This is a genomic window from Thermotoga neapolitana DSM 4359, from assembly GCF_000018945.1.
Classification (GTDB): domain Bacteria; phylum Thermotogota; class Thermotogae; order Thermotogales; family Thermotogaceae; genus Thermotoga; species Thermotoga neapolitana.
This window is the reverse complement of record NC_011978.1, coordinates 895,864-921,924: the sequence shown is the minus strand read 5'-3', so window position 1 is coordinate 921,924 and position 26,061 is coordinate 895,864. Positions and strand designations below refer to the sequence as shown.

27 protein-coding genes are annotated in these 26,061 nt (G+C 46.0%); 5 read left to right on the top strand and 22 right to left on the bottom strand.

Going from position 1 to position 26,061, the window contains the following annotated elements; all coding sequences use genetic code 11:
- Positions 1–8 precede the first annotated feature (8 nt).
- The 15 genes from ruvB to CTN_RS04505 all read right to left on the bottom strand — a co-directional run bounded on the left by ruvB (position 9) and on the right by CTN_RS04505 (position 14,412).
- Positions 9–1,013: a Holliday junction branch migration DNA helicase RuvB gene (gene ruvB, locus CTN_RS04575; RefSeq protein ID WP_038067307.1), complete on the bottom strand. Its 1,005-nt coding sequence runs from the start codon at positions 1,011–1,013 to the stop codon at positions 9–11.
- 111 nt (positions 1,014–1,124) lie between these two features.
- Positions 1,125–2,336, bottom strand: coding sequence for an outer membrane anchor protein OmpA2 (ompA2, locus tag CTN_RS04570; protein WP_015919420.1), 1,212 nt, complete (start codon positions 2,334–2,336; stop codon positions 1,125–1,127).
- Positions 2,333–3,145: a 3-methyl-2-oxobutanoate hydroxymethyltransferase gene (gene panB / locus CTN_RS04565; RefSeq protein ID WP_015919418.1), complete on the bottom strand. Its 813-nt coding sequence runs from the start codon at positions 3,143–3,145 to the stop codon at positions 2,333–2,335. The genes ompA2 and panB overlap by 4 nt, the downstream gene beginning before the upstream one ends.
- The gene (locus CTN_RS04560; RefSeq protein WP_015919417.1) at positions 3,111–3,905 is read right to left on the bottom strand and encodes a Rossmann-like and DUF2520 domain-containing protein; all 795 of its coding nucleotides are present in this window, start codon (positions 3,903–3,905) and stop codon (positions 3,111–3,113) included. Before CTN_RS04560 ends, panB begins: the two co-directional genes overlap by 35 nt.
- A complete protein-coding gene (locus CTN_RS04555) occupies positions 3,896–5,008 on the bottom strand; it encodes an alanyl-tRNA editing protein (protein ID WP_015919416.1) in 1,113 nt (370 codons plus the stop codon). Before CTN_RS04555 ends, CTN_RS04560 begins: the two co-directional genes overlap by 10 nt.
- A 13-nt stretch (positions 5,009–5,021) precedes the next feature.
- Positions 5,022–5,633 (bottom strand): V-type ATP synthase subunit D, encoded by a 612-nt coding sequence (locus CTN_RS04550; RefSeq protein WP_015919415.1) that lies wholly within the window; start codon positions 5,631–5,633, stop codon positions 5,022–5,024.
- Positions 5,630–7,012: a V-type ATP synthase subunit B gene (locus CTN_RS04545; protein WP_015919414.1), complete on the bottom strand. Its 1,383-nt coding sequence runs from the start codon at positions 7,010–7,012 to the stop codon at positions 5,630–5,632. Before CTN_RS04545 ends, CTN_RS04550 begins: the two co-directional genes overlap by 4 nt.
- 4 nt (positions 7,013–7,016) lie before the next feature.
- Positions 7,017–8,780 (bottom strand): V-type ATP synthase subunit A, encoded by a 1,764-nt coding sequence (locus CTN_RS04540; protein ID WP_015919413.1) that lies wholly within the window; start codon positions 8,778–8,780, stop codon positions 7,017–7,019.
- Entirely contained in the window at positions 8,777–9,361 is a 585-nt protein-coding gene (locus tag CTN_RS04535; protein WP_015919412.1) for a V-type ATP synthase subunit E, read from the bottom strand. The genes CTN_RS04540 and CTN_RS04535 overlap by 4 nt, the downstream gene beginning before the upstream one ends.
- The gene (locus CTN_RS04530) at positions 9,354–9,674 is read right to left on the bottom strand and encodes a V-type ATP synthase subunit F (protein WP_015919411.1); all 321 of its coding nucleotides are present in this window, start codon (positions 9,672–9,674) and stop codon (positions 9,354–9,356) included. The genes CTN_RS04535 and CTN_RS04530 overlap by 8 nt, the downstream gene beginning before the upstream one ends.
- Positions 9,671–10,102 carry an ATP synthase subunit C gene (locus CTN_RS04525; RefSeq protein ID WP_038067300.1) on the bottom strand — a complete coding sequence of 144 codons (432 nt, stop codon included), beginning with the start codon at positions 10,100–10,102 and terminating at the stop codon, positions 9,671–9,673. Before CTN_RS04525 ends, CTN_RS04530 begins: the two co-directional genes overlap by 4 nt.
- Before the next feature lie 14 nt (positions 10,103–10,116).
- Positions 10,117–11,970 (bottom strand): V-type ATP synthase subunit I, encoded by a 1,854-nt coding sequence (locus CTN_RS04520; RefSeq protein ID WP_038067297.1) that lies wholly within the window; start codon positions 11,968–11,970, stop codon positions 10,117–10,119.
- 2 nt (positions 11,971–11,972) lie between these two features.
- Complete coding sequence (locus CTN_RS04515; protein WP_015919408.1) at positions 11,973–13,016, bottom strand: V-type ATPase subunit; 1,044 nt, start codon at positions 13,014–13,016, stop codon at positions 11,973–11,975.
- 4 nt (positions 13,017–13,020) lie between these two features.
- Entirely contained in the window at positions 13,021–13,344 is a 324-nt protein-coding gene (locus tag CTN_RS04510) for a hypothetical protein (protein ID WP_015919407.1), read from the bottom strand.
- Positions 13,345–14,412 carry a metallophosphoesterase family protein gene (locus CTN_RS04505; protein WP_015919406.1) on the bottom strand — a complete coding sequence of 356 codons (1,068 nt, stop codon included), beginning with the start codon at positions 14,410–14,412 and terminating at the stop codon, positions 13,345–13,347.
- Between the two features lie 139 nt (positions 14,413–14,551).
- Between CTN_RS04505 and fabG the strand changes: the two genes are divergently transcribed.
- A complete protein-coding gene (fabG, locus tag CTN_RS04500) occupies positions 14,552–15,292 on the top strand; it encodes a 3-oxoacyl-[acyl-carrier-protein] reductase (protein ID WP_038067295.1) in 741 nt (246 codons plus the stop codon).
- Between the two features lie 6 nt (positions 15,293–15,298).
- On the opposite strand, the gene CTN_RS04495 is transcribed toward fabG, so the two are convergent.
- Genes CTN_RS04495 through CTN_RS04485 form a run of 3 tightly spaced genes read right to left on the bottom strand, consistent with a single transcriptional unit; the run spans position 15,299 to position 18,479 of the window.
- Complete coding sequence (locus CTN_RS04495; RefSeq protein WP_038067293.1) at positions 15,299–16,453, bottom strand: amidohydrolase; 1,155 nt, start codon at positions 16,451–16,453, stop codon at positions 15,299–15,301.
- Positions 16,437–17,303 carry a DMT family transporter gene (locus CTN_RS04490; protein ID WP_015919403.1) on the bottom strand — a complete coding sequence of 289 codons (867 nt, stop codon included), beginning with the start codon at positions 17,301–17,303 and terminating at the stop codon, positions 16,437–16,439. The genes CTN_RS04495 and CTN_RS04490 overlap by 17 nt, the downstream gene beginning before the upstream one ends.
- Before the next feature lie 3 nt (positions 17,304–17,306).
- Positions 17,307–18,479, bottom strand: a complete 1,173-nt coding sequence (locus CTN_RS04485; RefSeq protein ID WP_038067291.1) for a hypothetical protein — start codon at positions 18,477–18,479, stop codon at positions 17,307–17,309.
- Positions 18,480–18,537: 58 nt separating this feature from the next.
- Here CTN_RS04485 and CTN_RS04480 point away from each other — a divergent pair, with 58 nt between their 5' ends.
- Together CTN_RS04480 and mutS are read left to right on the top strand one after the other, a co-directional pair.
- Positions 18,538–18,978 (top strand): GNAT family N-acetyltransferase, encoded by a 441-nt coding sequence (locus CTN_RS04480; protein WP_015919401.1) that lies wholly within the window; start codon positions 18,538–18,540, stop codon positions 18,976–18,978.
- Positions 18,975–21,380, top strand: coding sequence for a DNA mismatch repair protein MutS (gene mutS, locus CTN_RS04475; protein ID WP_015919400.1), 2,406 nt, complete (start codon positions 18,975–18,977; stop codon positions 21,378–21,380). The genes CTN_RS04480 and mutS overlap by 4 nt, the downstream gene beginning before the upstream one ends.
- Here mutS and rpe read toward each other — a convergent pair.
- From rpe to rlmN, 4 genes are read right to left on the bottom strand one after another with little or no spacing between them, the layout of a single operon-like run.
- Positions 21,349–22,011: a ribulose-phosphate 3-epimerase gene (gene rpe / locus CTN_RS04470; protein WP_038067283.1), complete on the bottom strand. Its 663-nt coding sequence runs from the start codon at positions 22,009–22,011 to the stop codon at positions 21,349–21,351. The two genes, mutS and rpe, sit on opposite strands and share 32 nt — an antisense overlap.
- A complete protein-coding gene (gene rsgA / locus CTN_RS04465; protein ID WP_015919398.1) occupies positions 22,011–22,898 on the bottom strand; it encodes a ribosome small subunit-dependent GTPase A in 888 nt (295 codons plus the stop codon). The genes rpe and rsgA overlap by 1 nt, the downstream gene beginning before the upstream one ends.
- A complete protein-coding gene (locus tag CTN_RS04460; protein WP_231556017.1) occupies positions 22,895–23,548 on the bottom strand; it encodes a PASTA domain-containing protein in 654 nt (217 codons plus the stop codon). The genes rsgA and CTN_RS04460 overlap by 4 nt, the downstream gene beginning before the upstream one ends.
- The gene (gene rlmN, locus CTN_RS04455) at positions 23,506–24,537 is read right to left on the bottom strand and encodes a dual-specificity RNA methyltransferase RlmN (RefSeq protein ID WP_015919396.1); all 1,032 of its coding nucleotides are present in this window, start codon (positions 24,535–24,537) and stop codon (positions 23,506–23,508) included. Before rlmN ends, CTN_RS04460 begins: the two co-directional genes overlap by 43 nt.
- Before the next feature lie 47 nt (positions 24,538–24,584).
- Here rlmN and murB point away from each other — a divergent pair, with 47 nt between their 5' ends.
- Positions 24,585–25,490, top strand: coding sequence for a UDP-N-acetylmuramate dehydrogenase (gene murB, locus CTN_RS04450; RefSeq protein WP_015919395.1), 906 nt, complete (start codon positions 24,585–24,587; stop codon positions 25,488–25,490).
- The gene (locus CTN_RS04445; RefSeq protein WP_015919394.1) at positions 25,469–26,044 is read left to right on the top strand and encodes an IMPACT family protein; all 576 of its coding nucleotides are present in this window, start codon (positions 25,469–25,471) and stop codon (positions 26,042–26,044) included. Before murB ends, CTN_RS04445 begins: the two co-directional genes overlap by 22 nt.
- The last annotated feature ends 17 nt before the right edge of the window (positions 26,045–26,061 follow it).

Below are 26,061 nucleotides of genomic sequence, written 5' to 3'. Positions count from 1 at the left end.
AAATCACCTCAGAAGAGGCGGTTCTCTGGGAACTCGTATTTGAGGTGTTCGTAGGCCTTTTTTGTTGCGATTCTTCCACGTGGGGTCCTCGCGATGAAACCAGACTGGAGAAGGTAAGGCTCGTACACCTCGCTTAAGGTGTCTGCCTCAACACCGAGAGAGGCGGCGAGGGCGTTCAGACCCACCGGGCCTCCCCTGTACACCTCTATGATCGTCTTCAGAATCTTCCTGTCGAACTCATCCAGTCCTTCTTCGTCTATGTTGAGAATCTCCATGGTCTTCTGAACGATTCTGATGTCTATTCTGTCTGCACCTTCAACTGTGAGCATGTCTCTCACTCTTTTTGTGAGCCTTATTGCGATTCGGGGTGTTCCTCTGGAACGCTTTGCTATCATCTCTGCTGCTTCTTCTTCTATCTCCACATCCATCAGTCTGGCTGCTCGTTTTACGATCTCCTTCAGTTCCTCCGTTGTGTAGAAGTCAAGTTCCAGGATCATACCGAACCTGCTCCTGAGGGGAGAGCTCAGAAGGCCACTTCTTGTTGTGGCTCCAACGAGGGTGAATGGCTGGATGTCTATCCTTATGGACTTTGCACTCGGTCCCTTTCCGATCATTATGTCTATCTGGAAGTCCTCTATTGCAGAATAAAGCACCTCTTCTACGGCTTTGTTCAGCCTGTGAATTTCGTCTATGAACAGCACGTCACCTCTTTCCAGACTCGTGAGAATTGCGGCCATGTCTCCCTGCTTTGCCAGAACGGGGCCACTAGTTATGTGTATGTTCGTTTGCATCTCGCTTGCGATTATGTGGGCAAGTGTTGTCTTTCCGAGCCCGGGAGGGCCTGCAAGGAGTATGTGGTCGAGTATTTCCCCTCTCATCTTTGCGGCTTTCAGTGCGAGGGAAAGTTTTCTTTTAACCTTCTCCTGTCCGATGAACTCGTCCAGACTTTTGGGCCTTAAGAACTGAACACCGCTGTCGTAAACGGTTCTCTCCGGTGAGAGAAAATCACTCACTGTTTCACCTCTTTGCTTTTTCTGTTCAAATTTCATTTTAGCACAGCGGAAAGGGGTGAACTTGACAAACAAAGGGGGCTTACGCCCCCTCTGATTCTGTGTCGGTTTTCGTTATTTGCTACCACCCATGACAAATCCGATGATCACTCCGACGATTCCAATGGCAACTCCTGCAAGGGCCATGGTCTGAACGTCCGAGATCTTCTTGCTGAGGGTGGCGCTCACACTGTTCACGTCTTCCATCCACGGCTTGGAAGAGACAATCTCGTCAACTTTCTGAGAGAGTTCTGTGTTGCTCTGGCTGAGGCTTTGAATCTCTTCCTCAACCTTGGTGATCCTTGCGGTGACTGCTCCCAGATTTCTCTCAAGGGTGCTGATCTTACCGACGGAGGACTCAACCTGAGAGACTCTCTTTTCGAGGTTTTCCACGCGGCTGTTGACCGTTGTGACCTGCCCTTCAAGGACGCTCACGCGTGCATCAAGTGCCCTTGCTGTCTTTTGCTGTGTTTCAAGGTCGCTCTGGAGCTTGGAAACGAGAACCTTGAGGTTTCCTATTTCTCCTGAGAGTGCTGTGTTGTTTCTTTCAAGATTTGCGGAGATTTCAGAGAGTTTCTGATCGAACGTTTCGGCGTACGCCTTGAGAGTTTTTTCCACGTAATCCTTCAAAGAAGTCTCTGTGTTTTTCACAAGAGCCTCAAGGTTTGCTGTTTTCGTCTCAAGTGTCGAAAGTTTCTTTTCAAGATCGCTCAATCTTGAGACAGTCTGAGATATTCTGGTATCCACGTAATCTTTGCTCACAAAATCTCCAGAGACCTTCGATTCAAGGGCAGCGATCCTGGAGAGGGCGTCGTTTACTCTGGAGTCGAGTTTCTGGATCGTGTCGGACTGGCTCTGCAGTTGACTCATGACTTCCATTCTGAGGTTTTTGAGATCCACGAGAGTTGATTTCAGGTTGGCCACGTCGTTTTTGAGACTTTCAAGATCGGACGTGATTCCCCCGAAGTTATCGGACAGGTTCTGAACCTTCATCAAGGCAGTGCTCACAAGATCCTCGAGTGTAGAAACCTTGTTGATGAGTCCAGAAACCTCAACGGATGGTTGCTTGAGGATGTTGTAGAGTCTGTAGAACGCAACCGCAGCCTGATACCTTGTGAGGTAGGAGTTGCCCTGGAACGTGCCGTCGGGCATTCCGGTGATCACACCGAGTTTTGCCATCTCCGTTACTGCCTCGTAAGCCCAGTGGTTTACGGGAACGTCCTTGAACTGCTGTGAGATACCGATGAGTGCTCCGAGTATCAGAGCGAGTGCCAGAAACTTCCTCATGAAGATACACCTCCCTGGGATTTATCTGTGAACACATGTTCTTCGGACGGGAAAATACCTTCTTTTACTTCCTTTTTGAACTCCTGAAGAGCCTTCAGAATCGTTTCGTACAGGTTTGCGTACCTTTTGGAAAAGCGTGGCGCAAAATCCGGGTTCAGTCCCAAAAGGTCGTGCCACACAAGAACCTGGCCATCGCAGAAACGGCCGGATCCAATACCGATCGTCGGAATGGAGATACCCTCTGTGATCTCCTTTGCCACTTCTTCAACGACCATCTCCAGAACTATGGCGAACGCTCCCCTTTTTTCCAGTTCTCTGGCACTTCTCAGGAGGTACTCTCTGCTTTTTTCCGTCTTTCCTTGGACTCTGTAACCTCCAAAGCGGTTCACGAACTGCGGTGTGAGTCCGATGTGTCCCATCACCGGAATTCCCGATTCAACAAGCCTCTGTACGACTTCCCCGAATTCCTCTCCACCTTCTATCTTAACCGCATTTGCTCCCACCTTCAAGAACCTTCCGGCGTTCTCTATGGCCTTCTCCAGGGACGGCTGGTAGGAAAGAAAAGGCATATCGGCGACCACAAAGGCTTTCGGTGCTCCTCTTCTGACCGCCGCCACATGTATGAGCATCTCTTCCATCGTCACAGGGATGGTGTTTTCGTACCCAAGAACGTTGTTTCCCAGGGAATCTCCAACGAGTATGATATCTATCCCCGCATCCTGGGCTATTCTGGCACTGGGAGCGTCGTATGCTGTGACCATCACGATCTTTTCTTTACCCTTCATCTTCTTCAGTTTTTCCACGTTCACTCCCTGCCACCTCCTTCAAAAGATTCACGATCTCATCGTAAAAAGAAGCATTCCCAAAGATTTTTTTGAACTCTTCCCGTTCTGCCCTCACCACTTCCCAGTCTCCCCGTCTAACCGGCCCCGTCAGGGCTTTCTCCACACCCATCTTTCCGATGCTTTCCGCAACTCCCTGCATCAAAGTGGAGATGAGACGATCTGGATCTTCCACTCCCATGGAAGAGTATATCCTCTTTGAAAGGTAAGCGAGTGCTACCGGAAAGTTCGAGGCGATAACGGCGGCAAGATGATAGGCCCTTTTCATCTGCGGTGGAATCACGATGTATTTCCCGGATATCGCCTGAGCGATTTCCACGGCAACTTGTGTTCCTTCTTCATCTCCTTCGATACCGAACACAATTTGCTCTTTCATCTTCAGAGCCTTCTCAAGGCTGGAAAAGGAGAAGTTGGGATGAAGTGACGCTCTTTTTTCTCTTTTTAGAATATCCGAAGGAAGAAAACCAGAGCAGTGTACGAGAACACCATCTTCAACTCTCAGAATTTCTGCCACACTTTCTATGTGCCTATCCGGAACGATGATGAACACCACTCCGTTCAATGGAGGGTGATCCTCCAGAGTGGCAGGTTTTCCTCCGTAAAGTCTGGTGACACCGGTGGCTCGTTCTATGCTACGGGAGATAATGTATCCGAATTCATACCGGCCCTTCAGACACTCAAGGAAGAACCTTGTGAGATTTCCTGTTCCCACAAAATTCAGAACCATTCCAGTATCTCCTCGATCTTCTCCACGACTTTTGAAGAACTCGTCGATACTATCGCTCTTTTCTGACCGGCCCCACCTTCGATGTTCAGTTCTTCCTTCAGCTTTTCGAAAATCTTTCTGCAATCAAGCCAGTTTGAGACGATCTCAACCCGGTCGGGATATCTCAACAAGATGATCGTGTTTTCCCTGTCCGCCAGGAATTTCGGAAGATACTTTCCGACCTCCTGCGGACCATCAAAATCGTACACCTCAAAGCGGCCGACCCTCTTCGAAGCCATGCTTTTGGCCAGAAGTGAAGCACAGAGTTCTGCGAGTTTTTCGAGTTTTGAGCTCTTTTCTTTTACGCTTTCCAGAAGGTTTTTCACCCTTTTTTCCAGCTCCTGTGAAGATGTGGTGAGGACAGTAGTCAGGGACCTGATCAATCTGTCTTTGCTTCTGTAGTCCTTCAGAGCACGCTCTCCTGCAACAAAGTACACTCTTGTGAACATCTTTTTGACCTTCTCCGTGTCGACGATTTTTATAAGTCCTATCTCTCCAGTGTTCTCCACGTGGAATCCTCCACACGCTGTGATGTCGAAGTCTCCTATCTTCACCACCCTTATCTTTTCTTTCACCTCGGGAATCTTTCTGAGGTTCAAGGTTTCTGCTTCTTTCAGATCCACTTCCGATATTTCCACTCTTTCACACTTTCTCACCACTTCGTTTGCCAAATCTTCCACTTCCTCCAGAACATCTTCCAGGATGAAAGGAGCGTTCAGATCTATTGTTGATATCTCCTCTCCCATGTGAAAACTCACGGTTTCAAGATCGGCCGTCTTGAGAAAGGCGGCGGAGAGTATATGCTGGGCGGTGTGTTGACAGGCGATGTCTTTCCGTCTGGAAAGATCTATCTCGCAGTCGTACTCACCCGGTTCAAGTTCGGTGTCCAGATAGTGAAGGATGTAGCCGTTTTTTTCTTTCACTTTCAATACTCTTGCAGGACCGATCTTTCCTCTGTCTCCTAGCTGGCCTCCCTTCCCATCTGGATAGAAGGGACTCTCTCTTGCAATCGCTATCACCTGGTTTTCGTTTTTTACAACTTCTTCTATCTTAATGTTTTTCACAAAAGATCCTCCCTCAGCGCGCTACTTTCTCTTTCAGACGCTTAAGCCTGAACAATTCTTCTCGTTCCAGTTCTTCGAGTGTGTCCTGGATATATTTTATCGTTTCTTTGAGGTGAGGTATTATTAAATTTTCCAGGGCGTTCACCCTCTTTTTTGTTTTCTTTGCCTCGTGGGCCAGCCGATACACTTTATTTTCAATTACGGCGACCCTTGCAACCAATTCCAGTGCTTTTCTAAAGACCAAGTAGGCCTGATCGAGAGCGGCGTTCGTACTGTATATCTCATAAGGGATCTCCGTTTCAAACCGTTCAATTTGAATCTCCGGTACCTCAACCCCCATCACGCTACTGAATATGATCTTCATCGCTTTGAATTCAGGTATTCCACTGGCGTATTCTTCCACGCTCTCTATCCCCAGATCCAGATTGGCTTTCTGGAGGGATCTGTACGCCTCTTCAAAGGTACTCAATAATTCCTCCTGAAGTTTTTTTGCTTCCTCTATCAATCCTACGAGTTCTCTCATTATAACAGTTCGCTTTCTTTCCAGAAGATCGTACCCCTGTATTGCAAGTCTCAGTTGCTGCTTCAAAGCTATGAGGTTCCCACGTGTTGGGGCTACACTCATGTTTCATCACTCGCTTTATAGTATTTCTTGATATACTCTCTATTGATCCTGGTCAACTCTGTTTCGGGGAGAATAGAGAGAATTTTCCAGGCAAGATCCAAGGACTGTTCGATTGATCTCTCTTCGTCGAAGCTTTGATTTATGAAAAGGTGCTCGAATTCTTCGCCGAACTTCAAATAGAGCTTATCAATTTCCGGTAGGTCTTCCTCACCCACTATGGAAGCGATAGAACGCACTTCCATCACCCTAGAGTAGGCACTGAAAAGCTGTGAAGCCACATCTGGATGATCTTCTCTAGTGTATCCTTCACCTATGCCGTCTTTCATGAGACGTGATAGCGATGAAAGGATGTCTATTGGAGGGTATATACCCTTTCCAAACAGGGATCTGGACATCACAATTTGCCCTTCTGTTATGTATCCTGTCAAATCCGGTATTGGATGTGTGATGTCGTCGTTTGGCATGGTAAGAATTGGTATCTGAGTAATAGACCCGCTTCTTCCCTTTATTATTCCGGCCCTCTCGTATATCGACGCAAGATCGGAATAGAGATAACCAGGGTATCCCTTTCTTCCAGGGACTTCCCCTCTGTAATTCGAAAGTTCTCTCAAGGCTTCGCAGTAATTTGTCATATCGTTGAGAATAACCAGTACATGCATCCCCAAATCGAAGGCGAGGTACTCGGCAATTGTTAAAGCCACCCTTGGGGTGGCTATCCTTTCAGCCACGGAATCGCTTGCCAAATTCAGCACTACAACCATGTTTTTTATAGCTCCGCTTTCCTCCAGACTTCTCACAATAAAATTTGCATCATCTTTTCTCAGACCTATTGCTGCAAAAACCACGGCAAACTCCTCTTCAGTGGTAACTTTCGCCTGACGTGCTATTTGAACAGCGAGTCTGTTGTATGGTAGACCGTTTCCAGCAAATATGGGGAGTTTCTGACCTCTTATGAGCGTCATCAACACATCTATGCTGGAAATACCTGTCTGAATGAAGTTTCGCGGGTACTCTCTGGCAGAAGGATTTATTGGAGATCCATTGATATCCACGGTTTTCTCAGGAACAATCTCGCCAAGGTTGTCTCTTGGCTTTCCCAGACCATCGAGTGTTCTTCCAAGTAAATCTGGGGAAAGACTTACCTCTAGGGGTTTTCCGAGGAATCTAACACGTGTACCCTCGATATCCATTTCCTCCGTGCCTTCGAACACCTGTATTATTGCAACATTTTCCCCTGCTATGATCACCCTTCCTGTCCTCTTTTCCCCGTTTTCCAGGATCAGTTCAACTACCTCATCGTACCGAACACCACTTACATTTTCCACCACAACGATGGGTCCTCTAATTTCCGATAGACCTGTGTATTCTTTTACCGCCACAGTGTCACCTCGCCTTGTTGGGATAGAGTTTTTCTAATTCTTCAAAGTGATCTGTGAGAGTTTTTTCTATCTCCGCCAGTTCTTCATCAAAGTGATCACTTTCTTTCAAAGTAGAAAGCTTCGAAACGATCTCCGGAGGAAGGATCTTTCCAACAGGTATTGCCTTTTCGAGCATTTTTCGAGCGTTATAATATGTATCAACTATCAACTTCAAGATTTTGAATTGTTTTTCAAGAGGGCAGAATGAATCTACCTTACTAAAGGCGTTTTGTTGGAGGATTCCTGTTTTTATTATGCGTGCTACAAGCACCGTTAATTTCTGGTCATCGGGAAGAACATCTTCACCCATAATCTTGATAATTTGCTGAAGCCTGTCGTCCTCTATCAGGATTCTTAGAGCATCCTCGCGATACCTGGGCCACTCAGGATCAACGTTATCTTTGAACCAATCTTCCAGGGTTTCAACGTATTCACTATAACTTGTGATCCAATTTATAGAGGGATAATGCCTCGAGTAGGCTAGATTCCTGTCCAAAGCCCAGAAACACCTTACGAACCTCTTTGTGTGCTGTGTGACAGGTTCCGAAAAGTCACCACCCGGAGGGGAGACAGCACCTATTATGGTTACAGAACCTACAGTGCCATTGAGATTTTCACACAACCCTGCTCTCTCATAGAACTGAGCGATTCTGGTAGCGAGGTACGAGGGATACCCCTCTTCAACGGGCATTTCTTCCAGTCTACCAGAGAGTTCCCTCAATGCCTCTGCCCATCTGGAGGTAGAATCTGCCATTAAGGCAACGTTGTAGCCCATATCCCTGAAGTACTCAGCAATGGTGATTCCGGTGTATATTGATGCTTCTCTTGCAGAGACTGGCATGTTCGATGTGTTGGCGATCAGAATAGTTCTATCCATTAAAGGTTTCCCTGTCCGTGGGTCCTGGAGTTGAGGAAACTCTTCCAAAACCTCCGTCATCTCGTTACCTCGTTCTCCGCATCCGATATACACAACCACATCTGTATCGGCCCATTTTGCCAGTTGGTGCTGCGTGATGGTCTTTCCCGTACCGAAACCACCAGGTATGGCAGCGGTTCCACCTTTACTGATTGGGAAGAATATGTCTATGACTCTCTGTCCTGTAATCAGTGGAACGGTGGGTTCTAAAAATCTTTTCACAGGTCTTGGAACTCGAACGGGCCACTCTTGATAAAGTTTTATTTCTTCCATTCCGTCTTCCGTCTTCACTACCGCTATTGTATCTGTTACTCTATAATCACCACTCTGCCTTACGTTCACAAGAGTACCTTCTTTTATGTGAGGTGGCACCATTATTCTGTGCCTGATACTGTTTGTTTCCTGGACTTCCGCTATCACGTCTCCTCCCCTTACTCTTTCTCCTTCTCTTTTTAGAACACTTACTGACCAGAATTTGTCTGTGTCCAGTCCGAAGGCTCTCACACCTCTTTTCATGAACGGGCCTGCCTTTTCGAGAAGAGTTCTCAAAGGTCTTTGAATTCCGTCGTAAATGTTCCCGAGAAGCCCTGGCCCCAGGACAACCGACAACATTTTTCCAGTTCTTTCAACAGGCTCACCAGGTTCTAGCATGGATGTTTCTTCGTAAACTTGCACAATGGCGATCTTCCCTCTAAGTGCTATGATCTCTCCGATCAATCCTAACTTTCCAACGTACACCATTTCGTGCATGGAGAGGTCTCCTGTATTGTCCACTTTGACGACAGGGCCGTTTATTTCCAAAATGCGCATCATATTTCACCTACCTTTTTCACTATGATGTCGTATATGGCTTCTTTTCGATCCTCCAGAAATGTGTCGATGGTACTTCTAACCAGCATTCTGTCTTTTTTCAGTAGAATTCCTTCCCTGACATTCGGATCCGAAACAATTTTCTCGCCTCCGACAATTTCGGAAACGATACCAAGATCGTTTGGATTACAGTAAACAGTAAAATTTTCATCCGGTGCCACCCTTCTGGCTTCCTCGTACAACTTTTTGTAGAGTAGCTTTTTTCTCTCTGGAGGTAAGTTCATGAGTTTTTCTTTCAATCGGGAGAGAATCTCCGTGATCAATTTGTTTTTGTAGATGATCTTTTCCCTTCTCAACTCGGCAGTAAGCTTGGAGATTTCTTTGTCGATCATCCGTTTTGCTTCCATCTCTGCTTTCTTCATTGTTGAGGTCTCGAACTCCACGATTTCCTTTTCTATGCGTTCTTTTTCAGCGTTCAGCAGTTGTTCGTATTTTTTCCTCAGTTCTTCTTTTTTCTCTTCTAGACGTTTTCTGAACACGGCAAAAAAGGTTTCAAGTTTCGCCTCAATATCGTTCTCACTCATTCATTTTCACCCCCACCACCTCTTCCACGTATCTTGTGATGAAGTTTTTATCACCACGCCATCCATGTCTGTCTGGAATAACGAACACCAAAGGTAGTTTTCCGGAGATCTTATGAGAATTTATTTCTTCTTGGATTTCCCCTGCCGCCAGTTCAGTAATAAGGAGTATCCCCACGGTTTCATCTTGGAGTGCTTCGTTGAAGGCCTCAAGAGTTTCCTCTCTGCCATGAACAACCGTTCCCATGACACCAGCCAACCGAAGGCCGATAGCAGTATCTATGTTGTCACTGATCAAATAGAACCTCACCTTCATAACCTCCCGAGAATAATAATGCTTATAATGAGACCGTATATTACTATTCCTTCACCCAATCCTACGTAGATGAGAGTTCTTCCAAGCATCTCGGGCTTTTCACTTATTGCGCCAATAGAGGCTGCTCCCGTCATGCCTACTGCAACACCAGCACCAACCGCAGCCAAACCTGTGGAAAGGGCTACCGCAAGAAGGCCAAGACCGTTCGAGGAAGTCTGTTGAGCTGGTGGTTGTGTTGATGGTGTATTCTGTGCATATGCACTTGAAGAAAGCCCCACTACAACAAGAGAAACAAGGAGGGCAAAGGCTACCATGTTACCGAAAAAGATACCCAGTGCTGTTTTCTTTTTAATGGCTTTTTTGGAGAAGTAGATACCACTCGCTAGCGTCACCACTACCAGAAGAGTTGCCAGTACCAGAAGAAACATGTTCACACCTCCCATCAGAGTTTGTATCTTTCTGGATTGAACTCTTTTCCACTGTCCTTGAAAAATCTGGTGAAGAATTCATAAAATTCTAGCCTCATCGTCTGAATGAATACCACAAGTCCCTCCAAGCCAAGTATGATCAGATTTCCAAGGAGAAGCACGGTGAATTTTGCAATGGAACTTTTTGTCATCTGCGCCATGGTGTAAAACGCCAGAAACAATCCAGCGTGATTCAGAGCGAACGCGCCTAATCTCACAAAAGATAGTGTGTTGCTGAAATAACTTATTAAAACTTCGAAAACTTCGAAGAATGCTTGTACCAATCTCTCTGATAAAGGCGCCTGTGTAGAGAGGAAACTGTGAACGTACAGAATCCCAACGAGGACTCCTATCAAAACAAAACCTGCTTTTGGAAAGGTTCCTTCTTTGAAGAAGATCAGGATTGACACTACGGCTGTCCAGTAAATTAGTATTCCCAGTATTCCGTTGTAATCAAGGAAAATCTCGAATCTTTCCCGATTTTTCAATTTGTTGATGATGTTCAAAACCATGGCAAGAGTAACTACAAAGATTCCTACGTATATGGAAAAACTGAGGAAGTAATCTATGTTTTCCATTGGACGCTTCCACAGTGGTGGTAGAGCATCATAACCGAATATGCTTCCGTAAAACATCCCGAATACGGAGGAGGATATCCCCGCCGATCCAATTATGTAGAGAAGATCGTTCTTGAATCTCCTGTACAACCCAAAACCGAACAGTGCTAGGGCCAAACCATGACCGATGTCACCGAACATCATTCCGAAAAACATTAAAAACATTATGGCAGTCAGAGGGGTGGGATCTATTTCATCACTGGAAGGAAGTCCAAACATCCGTGTTATGTACTCGAAATGCTTGAAAAACCCTTTGTTTCTCAACAGAGTCGGCGGCTTTTCTTTCGGCTGACAACGAAGAAAAATGATACCAAGATCAAAACTGGCAAATTTTTCTAATTCCTCCAAAGTTGATCTTGTTGTCCAACCCGATATTACGAAAAAGTTTTCGGTAGTTCCCGCTTTCTGGAAGAGTTCCTGTACATTCTTCAAAACGTACATGTAATCGAAATATTTCTCTATGAAACGTCTGTTTTTGAAGAATTCCTTTTTTACAGAAGATTGCAGTATCGCTATTTCCATCTCCAGAACCTTCAACTCATCCTCAAGGTACGAACAGATTTCCTGAGGTGTTCCTGAATAGTTTTCAGAGAGTGTGTACTCTACAAAACCGGCTGTCGACAACACGCCTTCCATATTCAGATCTAATCTGTGTACTATGAGGAGCCAAGTGTTCTCTTCACCAACTTCTATTTCAAGAATCAGGGCATCTTCATTCTTCACACTGTCTTTTAAGCGCTGAACATAGTCGTTTCCTATGGTACCGAATCGATATCTAAATAAGACTGATTCTCTCATATCTTCCAGTTTCACATCAATTGAGTGAAGTTTCTGAACTATCTCCAGATCCTTAAGTTTCCTATCCCTCTCCTGCCTCAATATCTCCAATCTTTCACGCAAGGTTTCTATGGCAGGAAACGTTTCTTCCATGAACTTTTTTATATCCATTAGAGAAACTTTCCTAGAAATATCTACAGCCTTTGGATTGGGTGAAGGTTTTTCCTCTGCTATTTCGTACAGTTTCATCAGTTTTTCATAAATATCATTGTAAGAGACACTCTCGGGCGATTTCAGATACTCAAGTATTTCTTCCTCAATCACCTGCTCCAAAGGGATTACTTCCACGTTTTCCGTGTCCAAAAACTTTTTCACAAGCATTTCAGCGGTATCTTTAATGGTGATAGCACTGAATGCAACGAGTTTTTCTTGCATCTTCACCACTCCCCAAAGATCACAAGGTAATATTTAGCCTCTTCCGAGCTCAAACCGTATCTCTTCGTTTCAATTATGGTTACTAGATCTTTGTACTCGTATTCCCTGATGTAAACGTATCCAACTGCGACATTGCATCCATTCTGAACATCGTTTGAGAGCCTTTCAGCCCTGTCCAGAAGAACACGATCGCATATCCTTTCTATGGTGAAAGGCAATTTTGATTCTTCCATGTCTTCGAAGTACCTACCATACGGTGTTTGCATGAGTTTTTTCAAAAATTCGTTTGTAGAAGAAACGGTCGAAAGTTCTGAGAAAAATTGCTTTTTCAGGTAACCCTGGAAAGGTGTAAGTAAGTTCAACACTTCTGGTGTTTGTAGTTTGAACAACAATCGCGCTCTGTATACCCACTGAATGTTCGTGAGGTCGATGTGAGTGTAAAAGAGGTGCTTAAAGCCTTGTGCATACAATGAAGTACTGCTCAGTCTTCTTTTCACTGTGAGGAAATACCAAAGATCCAGGGCATTTAGCAAATGGTGAACTTTCCCAGAATTTTGGTAATTTCTGTAAGCGCTTTCTAACCCGGCGTAGTATTCGCTTTCTTTTAAAACGTTCCACAGTTCTTCCATGTTCTTCACCGAAAGAAGACGAGCTTCATCAATACTTTTGTGGTAGACTGGATATAATTTGGATTCACTGAGATTTTCAGGATGGCCCGAGTGTATCACACGGATGGCGAATTTTATGTTCTCGATCTCGAATTTCTTTTCGAACAACAGAAAGATTCTTTTCGCATCGTTTGGAAGATAGAAGTACACCTTGTAAAGGTCCTGTACAATGGATCCCCTGAGTAAAATCTCCAGGTCTCTCCGGTGAAGCTTGGATACATCTACTTCCTTCAAGATCTCCCTGTAATGTGTGTTCTGTTTTAGATAATCGGCTATTTCAACAACGCTCTTAGTTTTCATTAGTTGTTCAAAATCGTCCCTTGTTAACATCTTCGACTTCATTGCTTTCACTTTGGCTGAAAGGCTGGCAAATCGCACTCTATCACTCCTCTGGTAACAGTGTGTTCAATATTTCTGTGACGAGTTCATCGATCTGATTTCTTATTTTCTCCATGCGTTCTTTCATCTCCACACGCTCCCTTTCTATCTTTGCTTCCAACCTTTTTATCTCCATCTTTGCGTTTTCAATGACTTCTCCATACCGCATGTTTATCGTCTTTTTCCTCTGCTCCTCGAGCACTTTCAATTTCTCCAGTTCTATTTTGTATTCACTTTCCATCTCTTCCTCCAGTTTCCGTAACTGTTCCTTGAAGCGCTTTTCTCTTTCCACCAGAGTTTTCACGATCTCTTCCACGCTGCGCTCCACTCATATCTTCCCCCTTCCGCTCATTTTTCCGAGAGATTTCCAGATCTTCACCACGAATCTGATAATTCTTCTTCTCATCAGAAAGTTTGCTATCTCCTGTTCTTTGCTAGAGATAACGACAGCACTCAGCATGAAAAAGCCTGTACCAAAGAGTACTATCCAATAGTTTTGAAGCACGAAGGAGTACGTATAAATCCAGAAAGTGTGAAATATCCTGTCAACGATGTTGAAATCGGGGGTTGGAAGTTTTATTACCTCATAGTTTACACCCTTTGGTGAGACATGAACCTTTATGAAGTGATAAAAATAGTGCTCAGGATTAGTGCCGAAGAGCTCTGCACCCGCTCCCCCTGTGATGATATACGGCACACCGTTCCATTCTCCTCTGAAGTAACCGTGGATGTGCCCGGCAAAGACCATAGTAATATCGTACTTCTTTAGAATGTTCAAGAGAGTGAGAGCATTTTTCAAGTCTTTCATGGAGTGTCCCGGTTGCTTTTTTACCCTGGGGTCGTATATCGGAACGTGCATGAAGACAAACCTGTACTTGTAAGATCTGGATTTTTCAAGTTCCCCTTCCAGCCATGCCAATTGATATGAATCAACACATTTTTCGTTCGCATTGTTCAACACTATGAAGTAGGAATTTCCCACATGGAAGGAATAGTAGAGGGGTCCAAAGATTTTCAGATAATTTCCTGGATCGTCCGCTAGATCATGGTTTCCTGGAACGTGGAGCACGGGTACTTTGAATCTCTTGAGTTGCTTCAAATACAATCCCCATTTGAACACAGAACCATCAAAAACCATATCACCCGTGTTGATTGCAAAGGAAACAACAGGGTCTTCGTTCACCGCACTTATCAATTTGGAGAAGGTGGAGATGGAGTTTTTGTTATCACCAAACACAACGAAGGTAAAATTGTCTGTTAGTTTCTCTTTTTCTATGCGCCGGATGTTTTTGTATATGAGATCCCTTTCAGGGATGACAAACATGTAAGTGTCTAGAATCTTCAAAACCGAAAGACCAATCAGCGTGAACGCGATGCCTATGAGAAACAATCGCATCTTTCACCCTCCTTACATGTGAATAGATTATACTCCTTTGCATGACCTACGGTGTTTCAATTGAGACTTTCAGTTGTTAACACTCCTTTAAGTCAATGTGCATGGTACAATTTTAAAAAGACCTGAAGGAGGTGTATCCATGAGGCTTGAGGGAAAAGTGTGTATGATCACAGGAGCCGCAAGTGGAATAGGAAAGGCTGCTTCTCTTCTTTTTGTTCAGGAAGGTGCGATCGTGGCCGCATGTGACGTGTCCGAAACCAGTCTCAACACCCTTGTGGAGGAAGCGAAGGATCTTCCAGGAAAGGTGGAACCCTACGTACTCGATGTGACGAACAGAGAGCAGGTAAAAGAGGTTGTGGAAAGCATTGTTCAAAAATACGGCCGCATCGACGTTCTGGTGAACAACGCAGGAATAACAAGGGATGCTCTTCTTGTGAGAATGAAGGAAGAGGACTGGGATGCGGTGATAAACGTGAACCTGAAGGGAGTTTTCAACGTAACACAGGCGGTGGTTCCGCACATGATCAAACAAAGAAGCGGATCGATCATAAACGTATCCTCCGTGGTGGGTGTCTATGGAAATCCCGGTCAGACCAACTACGCTGCTTCCAAGGCAGGTGTCATTGGAATGACAAAAACGTGGGCAAAAGAACTCGCCGGGAGAAACATCAGGGTGAACGCCGTGGCCCCCGGTTTCATAGAGACACCGATGACAGAGAAACTCCCGGATAAAGCACGCGAAGCGGCGCTCTCCAGAATACCTCTCGGCCGGTTTGGAAAACCCGAAGAGGTGGCACAGGTTTACCTGTTTCTTGCATCCGACGAGTCGAGTTACATCACAGGACAGGTGATAGGAGTGGATGGGGGCCTCGTGATCTGAGGCCCCTCATCTTCTGAAGACTTCAGTTCCTTCTATGAAAACCCTCTCTACCCTGGATTTCATGTCGAACGGATGACCACTCCACACCACAAGATCGGCATCCTTTCCAGGCTCTATGGTACCCAACCTGTCTTCCATCCCAAGGATCTTCGCAGGATTCACCGTCAAGATCTTCAGGAGTTCTTCCTCTTTTGCACCGTATCTCAGGGCGGTTGCTGCCTGGACTGTTGCAAATTCGAGTGGAATCACCGGATGATCACACATCAATGCAATGAGCACTCCATCTTTCATGAGTTTTGCGATGGCCTCCATTGTGAGATCCTTCAGTTCCAGTTTCGTTCTGAAAGTGAGAAGTGGCCCTACAACGACAGGTACGTTCTTTTCTGCAAGGATCCTGGAGATCTTGTAGGCTTCCGTTCCGTGCTCTATCACAAGGTTGAAACCGAACTCCTCGGCTATCCTGATGGCTGTGAGGATGTCGTCTGCCCGATGGGCGTGCATTCGTGCGGGGATCTTCTTTCTCAAAACCATCCCTCCGATTTCCATCTTCAGATCCGTTTCGGTGAACTCTTTTCCCTCTTTCTCTGCGAGTTCCTTTTTCTTCATGTAGTTTTTCACTTTTATGAAGTAATCTCTGATCACACCGGCCGTTCCCATCCTCGTTGAGGGGGTCTGTTTTCTTTCACCGTAAACTCTTTTTGGGTTTTCACCGAACGCCATCTTCAGGCCTGCAGGGTCTTTCATCACACACTCTTCCACAACGATGGACTTGAATTTCACAACGCTTCCCTGCCCGCCTATCGGATTGGCGCTTCCAGGAACGATCATCACCGTTGTGACTCCACCGGCAAGAGCCCTCTCGATCGCCGGGTCCTGCGGGTTGAAGCCGTCCAGTGCCTTCACATGGGGAGTGACAGGATCCGTTGCTTCGTTTCCATCGCTGTAATAGTAGCCTACCCCCTCTTCGAAAAGGCCGATGTGCGAGTGAGCATCTATGAAGCCAGGAAAAAGGAACTTTCCGGTCAGATCAACGATTTCGGCGTCTGGATCTTCAAGGTTTTCCCCCACCTTCTCTATCTTTCCGTTCGAGACCAGAACGTCTCCTTTAAAGGGTTTTGAAGAGATGGGAAATACCATCGCGTTTTTAAAGAGCACCTTCATGTTCATCCCTCCCCTTTTGGTTCGTACTGCGAACTATTTTAGCACGTTCGAGACTGGAAAGTAAAATGGAGGCCAGAAGAAGAAACGATCCGATCATCTGTTCTGAAGAGAGAGTTTCCCCCAGAACAAGATAGGAAAGACTCGCCGCGAAAACAGGTTCTCCAAGAAAAACAAGAGCCGATATGTTGTTTCCAAGCACCTTCTGATACTTCGCCTGAAGATAAATGGCGAGTATCGTAGCGAACACGGCTGTGAAGAGTGCACTTCCAAACGCAAGGAAGTTGAATCTCCAGTCTTTGAAGAACAGACTCAGAATCAGGTTGAATACGGTGACCACGAGAAACTGGGGAAAGAGAAGGTCTTTTTCGTCAACCCGTTTTGAAAATCGTGTTATCAGCACCACATGAAGAGCAAAGCCCACCGCACAGAAAACCGTCAGAAGGTCCCCCAGGTTGAGTCCTTCGATTCTTCCAGAGATCATATAGAGTCCCAGCGATCCCACAAGAAACGAAACGATCTGAAAAGGTGTGGGAACTTCTTTCTCTATGAAGTAGGCGAAGATCGGAACAAACACTATGTAAAGCGACGTTATGAAACCACTCTTTGTGGAAGTGGTGAGTGTGAGCCCCCACGTCTGTGCGGTGTACGCTACACCGAGAACAACACCCAGGATCGCTCCGTACCTGAAGTTTCCCTTTCCAAACAAAAGATAAGAAAGAACAGCTGCTACAGTGAACCTGACAGCGATATAAAAGGTGGGAGAGGCCCCCACCAGCGCTATTTTCTGAAGAGGAAACGTGGAACCCCAGATGAACGTGACGAAAAGCAGACTGAGCAGTGCTTTTAACAAACCTCACCACCTGCTCCTCACAGTGAACTCGATCTCTTTTTCTGAACTGCCGGAGACGGGTAGATCAAAAACGATCGTGTCAGAAGTCACTTTCGACGGCTCAACGGCGGTCTTCTGCAATGTCATCTCGCTTCCATATACGGTGATTCTCACCCTGGATTCTTTTTCTCCAAGATTCTGGATCGTCACTTTCCAGTGTCTCTCATGGAAATCTTTGTATTCTTTTTCTTCCAGAAGATCCCCCTTCACACGCACGTCCCACGAGGATGTCACTGGAATCTCCAGTGGGGTATTCTTTGGGGCATCCACTATATCTGTTTTCCCAACGAACAAATTCATTCCAGCCACCTTCGAGAAGATGTTCACCGTACCCTTTGGAAGGTCAACGGTGGTTTTGAACTTCTTTGTAAACGTGGTCTTCCGAAAATCGAAACTTCGATCACTCACGCTGAATTCGTATTCGTAGAATTCCTCCAGATCCGACAGGTTCGTTCGCAAAAACTCCACAACGGGGGATCTGTTCAGATTTTCTACTTCTCCAAGGCGGTAGATTTTCACCTCTTCGGCTTCATATTCTTCGGGTGTCTTCTCGGAAAGAACCCTGCTCATGGCAAAGACTTCTTTCGTCGATGTTTCTTTCAGGCGCCTTGAAACAAGAAAAACTTCTGCACGATCCACGCCAGAGACAGAAAGGAAAGCGTTCCCGATCAGGAGATTTTCAAAAAGATAGTACTGGACATTCCAGCCTGCGCTGGAGCGAAGCAGTATCGTTACCTCTCCCTGACCGTTCAAAACGAGTGTTCGCTCACTTTTTGATTCTTCGTAGTCGAACGCCAGCCATTTCTCCAGAGTGGTGCTGTATAAGAAGTACTTTTTTCCTTTCCTGAAAACAAGAGGCGACAGACTCACAAGTTCAGATCTCTCAGGAGGATTCTCCACTATTTCGACGACCTTTCCCTTCATAACATCTTCCCAGGAGAGTTTTTCCTGCGGTAGAACATACCAGCTCTCTGCCCCAAGCACGTCCATAACATCCCAGTTTTCCGGTATCGTGATGTTCATCGTTTTGTCCACAGAAACGTCTTCCATGAGTATCGCACTGTCTTCGAAAAGTAGAAGCACGGGTGATGCCATGACCGTCATCGACAGGATGGATAAAATTATCAAGGACCTCATGTCCTTCACCCCCTTCCTGGAAATTCTACCACCTGGAGTTAAAATATCCTGAGAGGTGATGAGGGTGCGTGTGATCTTTTTCGAAGGTGGCAGTGATCTCATGGAAAAGGCGTTTGAGATCAGAAGAAAGGTGTTCATAGAAGAGCAGAAGGTATCAGAGGAAGACGAACTGGATGGAAAAGATCCAGAAAGTCTGCATGCTCTTCTGGAAGTGAACGGAAAGTACGTGGGTGTCTCCAGGATAAGAAGAATCGGCAAAGGGATTTTCAAGATAGAGCGCGTTGCAATTTTAAAGGAAGAACGCGGAAAGGGTTATGGCAGGTTTCTCATGAAAGAGGTAGAAAGAGAACTCGTATCGAGAGGGGCGAAAAAACTCGTTCTGAACGCTCAAATCCAAGTGAAAGGATTTTACGAAAGGCTTGGATACGAGGTAAAAGGGGAGATATTCTACGAAGCGAACATTCCGCACGTGAGAATGGAAAAGGTGGTGGAACGATGAAGATGACACCTCTCATGGAACAGTACCTGAAGATAAAAGAACAGTATAAGGATTCCATCCTTCTGTTTCGTCTGGGAGATTTTTACGAGGCGTTCTTCGAAGACGCCAAGACCGTGTCGAAGGTTTTGAACATCGTTCTCACAAAAAGACAGGATGCTCCCATGGCGGGGATACCGTACCATGCTCTGAACACCTACCTGAAAAAACTGGTTGAGGCAGGCTACAAGGTCGCCATCTGTGATCAGATGGAAGAGCCTTCAAAATCGAAAAAACTCATCAGGAGGGAGGTCACACGTGTTGTAACTCCTGGAGCTATAGTGGAAGACGAGTTCCTCAGTGAAACGAACAACTACATGGTTGTCCTTGTCAGGGAAAAAGAGAAATACTGTGCCGTGTTCTGCGATGTTTCTACCGGAGAGGTGTTGATTCATGAAAGCATCGATGAACAGGAAGTCCTGGACCTGATGAAGGCCTACTCTGTATCTGAAATCGTCTGTCCGGAAGGTCTCGAATCGGAGGTGAGAGAAAAGCTTCCCGGCGTATACATCGAAGTTATCGATGAATGGTACTTCTCCGAGCCCGAAGAGGAAGTGAAAAGGATCTATGGAATAGAGGACATACACCACTTCGAACTCTCTTCGCTTGCCATGAAATCACTTTCGGCTTTGATAAAGTACATCAAATACACGATGATCTCTGAAAAATTGAACCTGAAACCACCAGTCACCATTTCCAGAAAGAACTTCATGATACTCGACTCTGCCACGGTGGAGAATCTCTCCCTCATTCCTGGTGAGAAGGGAAAGAACCTCTTCGATGTTCTGAACCACACAGAAACACCCATGGGTGCAAGGCTTCTGAAGAAGTGGATCCTTCATCCACTGACCGATAGACAGCAGATAGAGGACAGACTCAACGCCGTTGAGAAATTGAAGGAGGACAGGCTGAAACTGGAACAGATCAGAAATCTTCTTTCCAGGGTGCGAGACGTTGAAAGGATCGTCTCAAGGGTGGAGTACAACCGGGCTATTCCGAGAGATCTTGTGGCACTGAGGGAGACCTTGAGTGTCGTGCCGGAACTGAACGAGGAGCTATCAAATTTCGACTTCTTCGAAAAACTCAACTTTCCAGACTCTCTCTTCGATCTTCTCTGTAAAGCCATCGAAGACGACCCTGCGGGCAGTCCGGGAGAAGGAAAGGTGATAAAAAGAGGGTTTTCCCCGGAACTGGACGAGTACAGGGATCTTCTCGAGCACTCCGAAGAGAAATTGAAAGAGTTCGAGGAAAGGGAAAGAGAAAAAACGGGAATACAGAAACTCAAAGTTGGATACAACCAGGTCTTTGGTTACTACATTGAGGTGACGAAGGCAAACCTGGACAAGGTACCCGAAGATTACGAAAGGAAACAGACCCTTGTGAACTCCGAGAGATTCACCACACCGGAATTGAAAGAATTCGAAACAAAGATAATGGCCGCAAAGGAAAGGATAGAAGAACTCGAAAAGGAACTCTTCAGGAATGTGTGCGAAGAAGTGAAAAAACACAAGGAGACTCTCCTTGAGATTTCAGAAGAACTCGCCAGGATAGACGTGCTCGCCACCCTGGCCTACGATGCGATTCTCTACAACTACACGAGGCCCACCTTTTCCGAGGATAGGATGGAGATAATCGGCGGAAGACATCCGGTCGTTGAAAGATTCACACGTGATTTTGTGGAAAACGATCTCTACATGGACGATGAAAAGAGGTTCACGGTGATAACCGGCCCAAACATGAGCGGGAAATCCACTTTCATAAGACAGGTGGGACTCATCTCTCTCATGGCACAGATCGGCTCCTTTGTTCCGGCGAAAAAGGCAGTTCTTCCCGTGTTCGACAGGATATTCACGAGGATGGGAGCAAGGGACGATCTTGCTGGTGGCCGGAGCACGTTCCTTGTTGAAATGAACGAAATGGCGCTCATTCTTTTAAAGGCCACAAAAAAGAGTCTGGTTCTACTGGACGAAGTGGGAAGGGGAACTGGCACACAGGATGGCATCAGCATCGCATGGGCGATTTCCGAAGAACTCATCTCCAGAGGATGCAAGGTTCTCTTTGCCACACACTTCATCGAGCTGACGAATCTGGAAAACTCCTTCCCTCAGGTTCAGAACAAAACGATCCTTGTAAAGGAAGAGGGAAGCAACGTGGTGTTCACCCACAGGGTCGTGGATGGAGTGGCGGACAGGAGTTACGGTGCGGACAGGAGTTACGGTATAGAGGTGGCAAGGATCGCAGGTATCCCAGAAAACGTCATAAGGAGGGCCTTTGAAATAATGGAAAAGGGCTTTAAAACAAAAAGCCAGAGAAAGAATGGAAAAGTAAAGAAATTCAGCCAGCAGATTCCCCTCTTTCCTGCTTGATGGATCTCACCAGTTCCACATAGTTTTCGTTTTTGAAGATACCGTACCCCATTACAAGGATCGTCGCACCGTTCTTTATTAAGATAGAAGCGTTTTCTTCGTTGACACCACCATCGACCATGATCTCCGTTTCGAGTCCCAGATCCCTTATCATCTTCTTCAGACTCCTTATTTTTTCCAGACTCCTTGCAATGAATCTCTGACCAGAAAAGCCCGGGTTCACACTCATCACGAGTACGCCATCCACATCCGTTATGATCTCAGACAGGAGAAAAACCGGTGTGTGTGGGTTGAGGGCGACGAACGCCTTCGCCCCGAGATCCTTTATCCTGTGCACTATCCTGTGAAGGTGCGGCGTTGTCTCGTAGTGGACCGCCACCATGTCCGCTCCCTCTTCCACGAAACGGTCCACATAGTCCTCTGGATTTGTGATCATCAGATGAACACTTATAGGAAGGCTGGTTTCTTTTCTCAGGGCTTTGAGAACGGGCAATCCGAACGAGATGTTCGGAACGAAGTGTCCATCCATGACATCGAAGTGAACCATGTCTATGTGTTCTTCCACCCTTTTTACCTCATCGGCGAGTCTTGCAAGATCACACGCAAGGATTGAAGCGGCGATCTTTACCATCAACTTTTCCCCCTTCCCAGAAGTTCGTGAAACATCTTCACATAGTTTTCGTAGCGGCTTTCAGCGATTTCACCATTTTCCACAGCTTCCTTCACACCACATTCTGGCTCGTCTATGTGATTACAGTCGGAGAAGAAACACTGCTTTTCATTGAATTCTTTAAAGTAATATTTCAACTCTTCTGGTTCTATGTCACCTATCTCAAGGTTTGCAAAGCCCGGAGTGTCAACCACATAGCCTCCAAAATCAAATCTCAGAAGCTGGGCGGAGGTGGTGGTGTGCCTTCCTCGCTGGAGTTTTTGAGAGACTTCACTTACCCGGAGTTTCAAGCCGGGATTTATCGCGTTGAGAAGACTGCTCTTTCCGACACCAGACAACCCTGCCATGGTACTGATTTTTCCCTTCAGATATTTCTTGAGTTCTTCGATGCCCATTCCCGTTTTCGCACTCGTTTTCACGATCGGGTAAAGCTTTGAGTAGATACGTTCCAGTTCCTTTACCTTTTCGAGATCTTCTTCGTCGTATATATCCATCTTGTTTATGACAAGAACGGTTTCCAGTTCGTTTTTCTCGGTGAGGACCAAGAACTTGTCGATGATGTAGGTCGAGGTTTCTGGCATCTTAACGGTGACAACAAGAATGGCCTGATCCACGTTCGCAACATGTGGCTTTACGAGCAAGTTCTTCCTGTGAAGAACGTTCTCTATCACACCGGATCCCGTGCCGTCCGGTGTGTACTCCACTCTGTCTCCAACGTATATCTTCAGATTCTGCAAACGAAACTTCCCTCTCAACTTACAGAGAAGCCTTTCCCCAGTTTCTTCGTCCTCGACCGTAACCATGTTCGAGTGAAAACTCAGCACGATACCTCTTCTTCTCAAGATCATTCCTCCCCGAGGATCAATATGACTTCCGTTGCGATGGATCCGGCCGGTGGATACTGAGACACCACCCTGCTACCGCTTCCAACGAAAATTACGTTGTCTTCTTTTTCTACATCGGATGGACTCTTCCCTACATAATTTTCCACAACGAAATACTCTTCCTTTTCTCCTGTGTCCACAAGAAGAGTCAATTTTCCGTTGTAGAGTTTTCCTGCTTCAGGATAGGTGGCAAGCACTTTATCTTTTTCTTCACCGAAGGGAAATCGAACGACTTCGTAGTTCCACCCCAGTTTGTTCAAAATCTCCTCTACCACCGAAAGCTTCACACCCACAAAACGAGGTATAACGTCCTTCAAAGGATTTTCGTAGTACAGGTTTATGATTCTTCCCTTCTTGACCTTCGAAACACTTTGAGGATACGTATCGACCACCGTCTCCGTGGATGCTCTATCACATAGCAGTCCGGATTCTTTCAATTTCTCGCAAGCTTTCGTTCCTGAAAGTCCCGTAACATCAGGAACTATCACAAACTGGTTCTGGTACAACTTGATCGTGAGGAGAAAAAGCAACCCTCCTGTGACAACACCCGTCAATATTCCAAGGAAAACTTTCATGGCGATGAGACTTTTCTCTTCAATCTCAGCTGGCCGCATGCAGCCTCGATGTCACTACCCTTTTCCTGTCTGATTTCTGCTTCTATACCGTTTTCGAGCAGTATTCTTTTGAAAGCCAGTATACGCTGTCTGGAAGGTTTCGAAAGGCCAGCCACAGTCGGGTTCACAGGGATCAGGTTGACGAACACCTTCAGTCCTTTGAGGATTTCAGCGAGTTTTTTTGCATCACTTATCTCGTCGTTCACACCTCTTATCAGAACGTACTCTATTGTCACTCGCTTTCCCGTCTTCATCTGGTACACCTTGATGGCGTTCAAAATCTCCTCCACAGAATACTTCCTGTTCAGCGGGACAAGCTGATCTCTCTTGAAGTTTGTCGGAGCGTGAAGAGAAAGCGCAAGTTTCACATCGAGTCCTTCGTCGGCCAGCTGGATGATCTTCTCTGGTATTCCCACAGTCGAGATCGTGATCCTTCTGATTCCTATGTTTCCCATCTTTTTGTGGTTGAGGATTCTTATGCTCTTTATCGTGTTCTCGTAGTTGAGCAGTGGCTCTCCCATTCCCATGTAAACAACGTTTCCTATCTTCTTTCCCTCTTCTTTCTCCATGGACAGGATCTGTGAAACGATCTCTCCTGTGGTGAGATTTCGCACAAATCCGCTCATTCCTGTGGCACAGAACGTGCACCCGACAGGGCAACCAACCTGTGTGGAGATACACGCTGTTATTCTGCCTGGATGGAAGATCATCACAGACTCTATCGTGTTACCATCTTCGAGTTCCCACAGGAATTTGGTGGTACCATCTATCTTGGAAACCCTCTTTTCCAGAAGTTTCAGGAAAGGAATGGTGAAGTGCTCTTTCAACAGAGCACGATGCTGTTTTGAAAGGTTCGTCATTTCGTCGAAGTTATTCACTTTTTTGTCGAACACCCAGTCCAGAATTTGATCCGCTCTGTAGCGCTCCAGACCAAGACTGGTGATCTCGCTGACCAGTTCATCGTAGGAAAGATCGAGTAAGTTTTTCAAGTCAACACCTCCCAGTTTGAAATTATACTATAAGGAGGGAATGTAAATTGGACAAATTGTTCTCTGATCTCTACAAAGTAGGGTGCGATGTCAGGATGTTCGAAAGACTATCCTGTCATACCAGTATGAAAATAGGTGGAAAGGTCAGGTATTTAGTTCTTCCAAACGATGTTGTATCCCTGGAAAAAGCGGTTGAACTTTTGGGTAGAAACATTCCGTTTCAGATTATGGGACTTGGAACGAATCTTCTGGTTCAGGATGAAGACCTTGAAATTGCTGTTTTGAAGACGGAACGGCTCAATCATGTGGAGATCAAAGGAGAGAAAGTTGTCGTTGAAAGTGGAACGCCGTTGAAGAGACTCTGTCTGGTACTGATGGAGACAGAACTCGAAGGGCTCGAGTTTGCGTACGGAATTCCCGGAAGTGTTGGTGGAGCCGTGTACATGAATGCAGGGGCGTATGGGAAAGAGATCGGAGAGTTCGTTGAGGCAGTCGAAGTTTTGAGGGAAGGGAAAAGATACTGGCTTTCGAAAAGCGATCTGTTCTTTGGGTACAGAGACAGTGTTTTCAGGAGAGAAAAGATGATCATAACACGCGTTGAAATGCGCTTTAGAAGGGGAAAAAAAGACCTCATAAAAAGGAGAATGGATGACTTTCTGGAGAAACGTCTGGAAAAGCAGCCAATCGATTTGCCGAGTGCTGGCAGTGTCTTCAAACGTCCCAGAAACGATTTTTACGTGGGAAAAGCAATAGAGTCCCTGGGATTGAAAGGGTACACGATCGGAGGAGCACAGATATCGAAGAAACACGCAGGTTTCATTGTGAACATCGGAAACGCAACCTTCAGGGATGTGATCCATCTCATAGATTTTGTGAAGAAAAAGGTGAAGGAAAGATATGGAGTTGATCTGGAAACGGAGGTAGAGATCTGGTGGAGTGGAAAACGGTTGTGAGTCCACACAGCGAAAGGATCAACGTGAAAAGATCGGAGTTCTACGCAACAGTGTTTCCTGTGAAAGATGAGAAGGATTTCCGCAAAAAACTGAAGGAAATTTCGAAAAGAGATGCCACACACAACTGCTGGGCGTACAGGATTTTTTCAACAGAGGGAATACTCGAGCACTACTCAGACGATGGAGAGCCCGGTGGGACGGCTGGAAGGCCGATCCTTGGTGTTCTGAAAAAGCACAATCTGATGAACACTGCCATCGTGGTCACAAGGTACTTTGGAGGAGTGAAACTGGGTGTCAGAGGGCTCATAGAGGCATATTCAACAGCAGCAGAACTTGCGGTGAATGGGGCAAAATTGCGGCCACTCAGCCTCATGAAAGAGTTTGAGGTTGAAGCCACTTTCTCCGAACTGAACGGTGTATTCAGGATCATCGAGACGAAAAAACTGGATCTTGTGGAGATGAACTACACGGAAACGGGTGCAAGGTTTCTGCTCCGAGGCGTCGAAGTGCCTGAAGAACTGAACCCAAAAACGGTTCGGGATGTGTTAATATAGTCACGAAGGGGGGAATG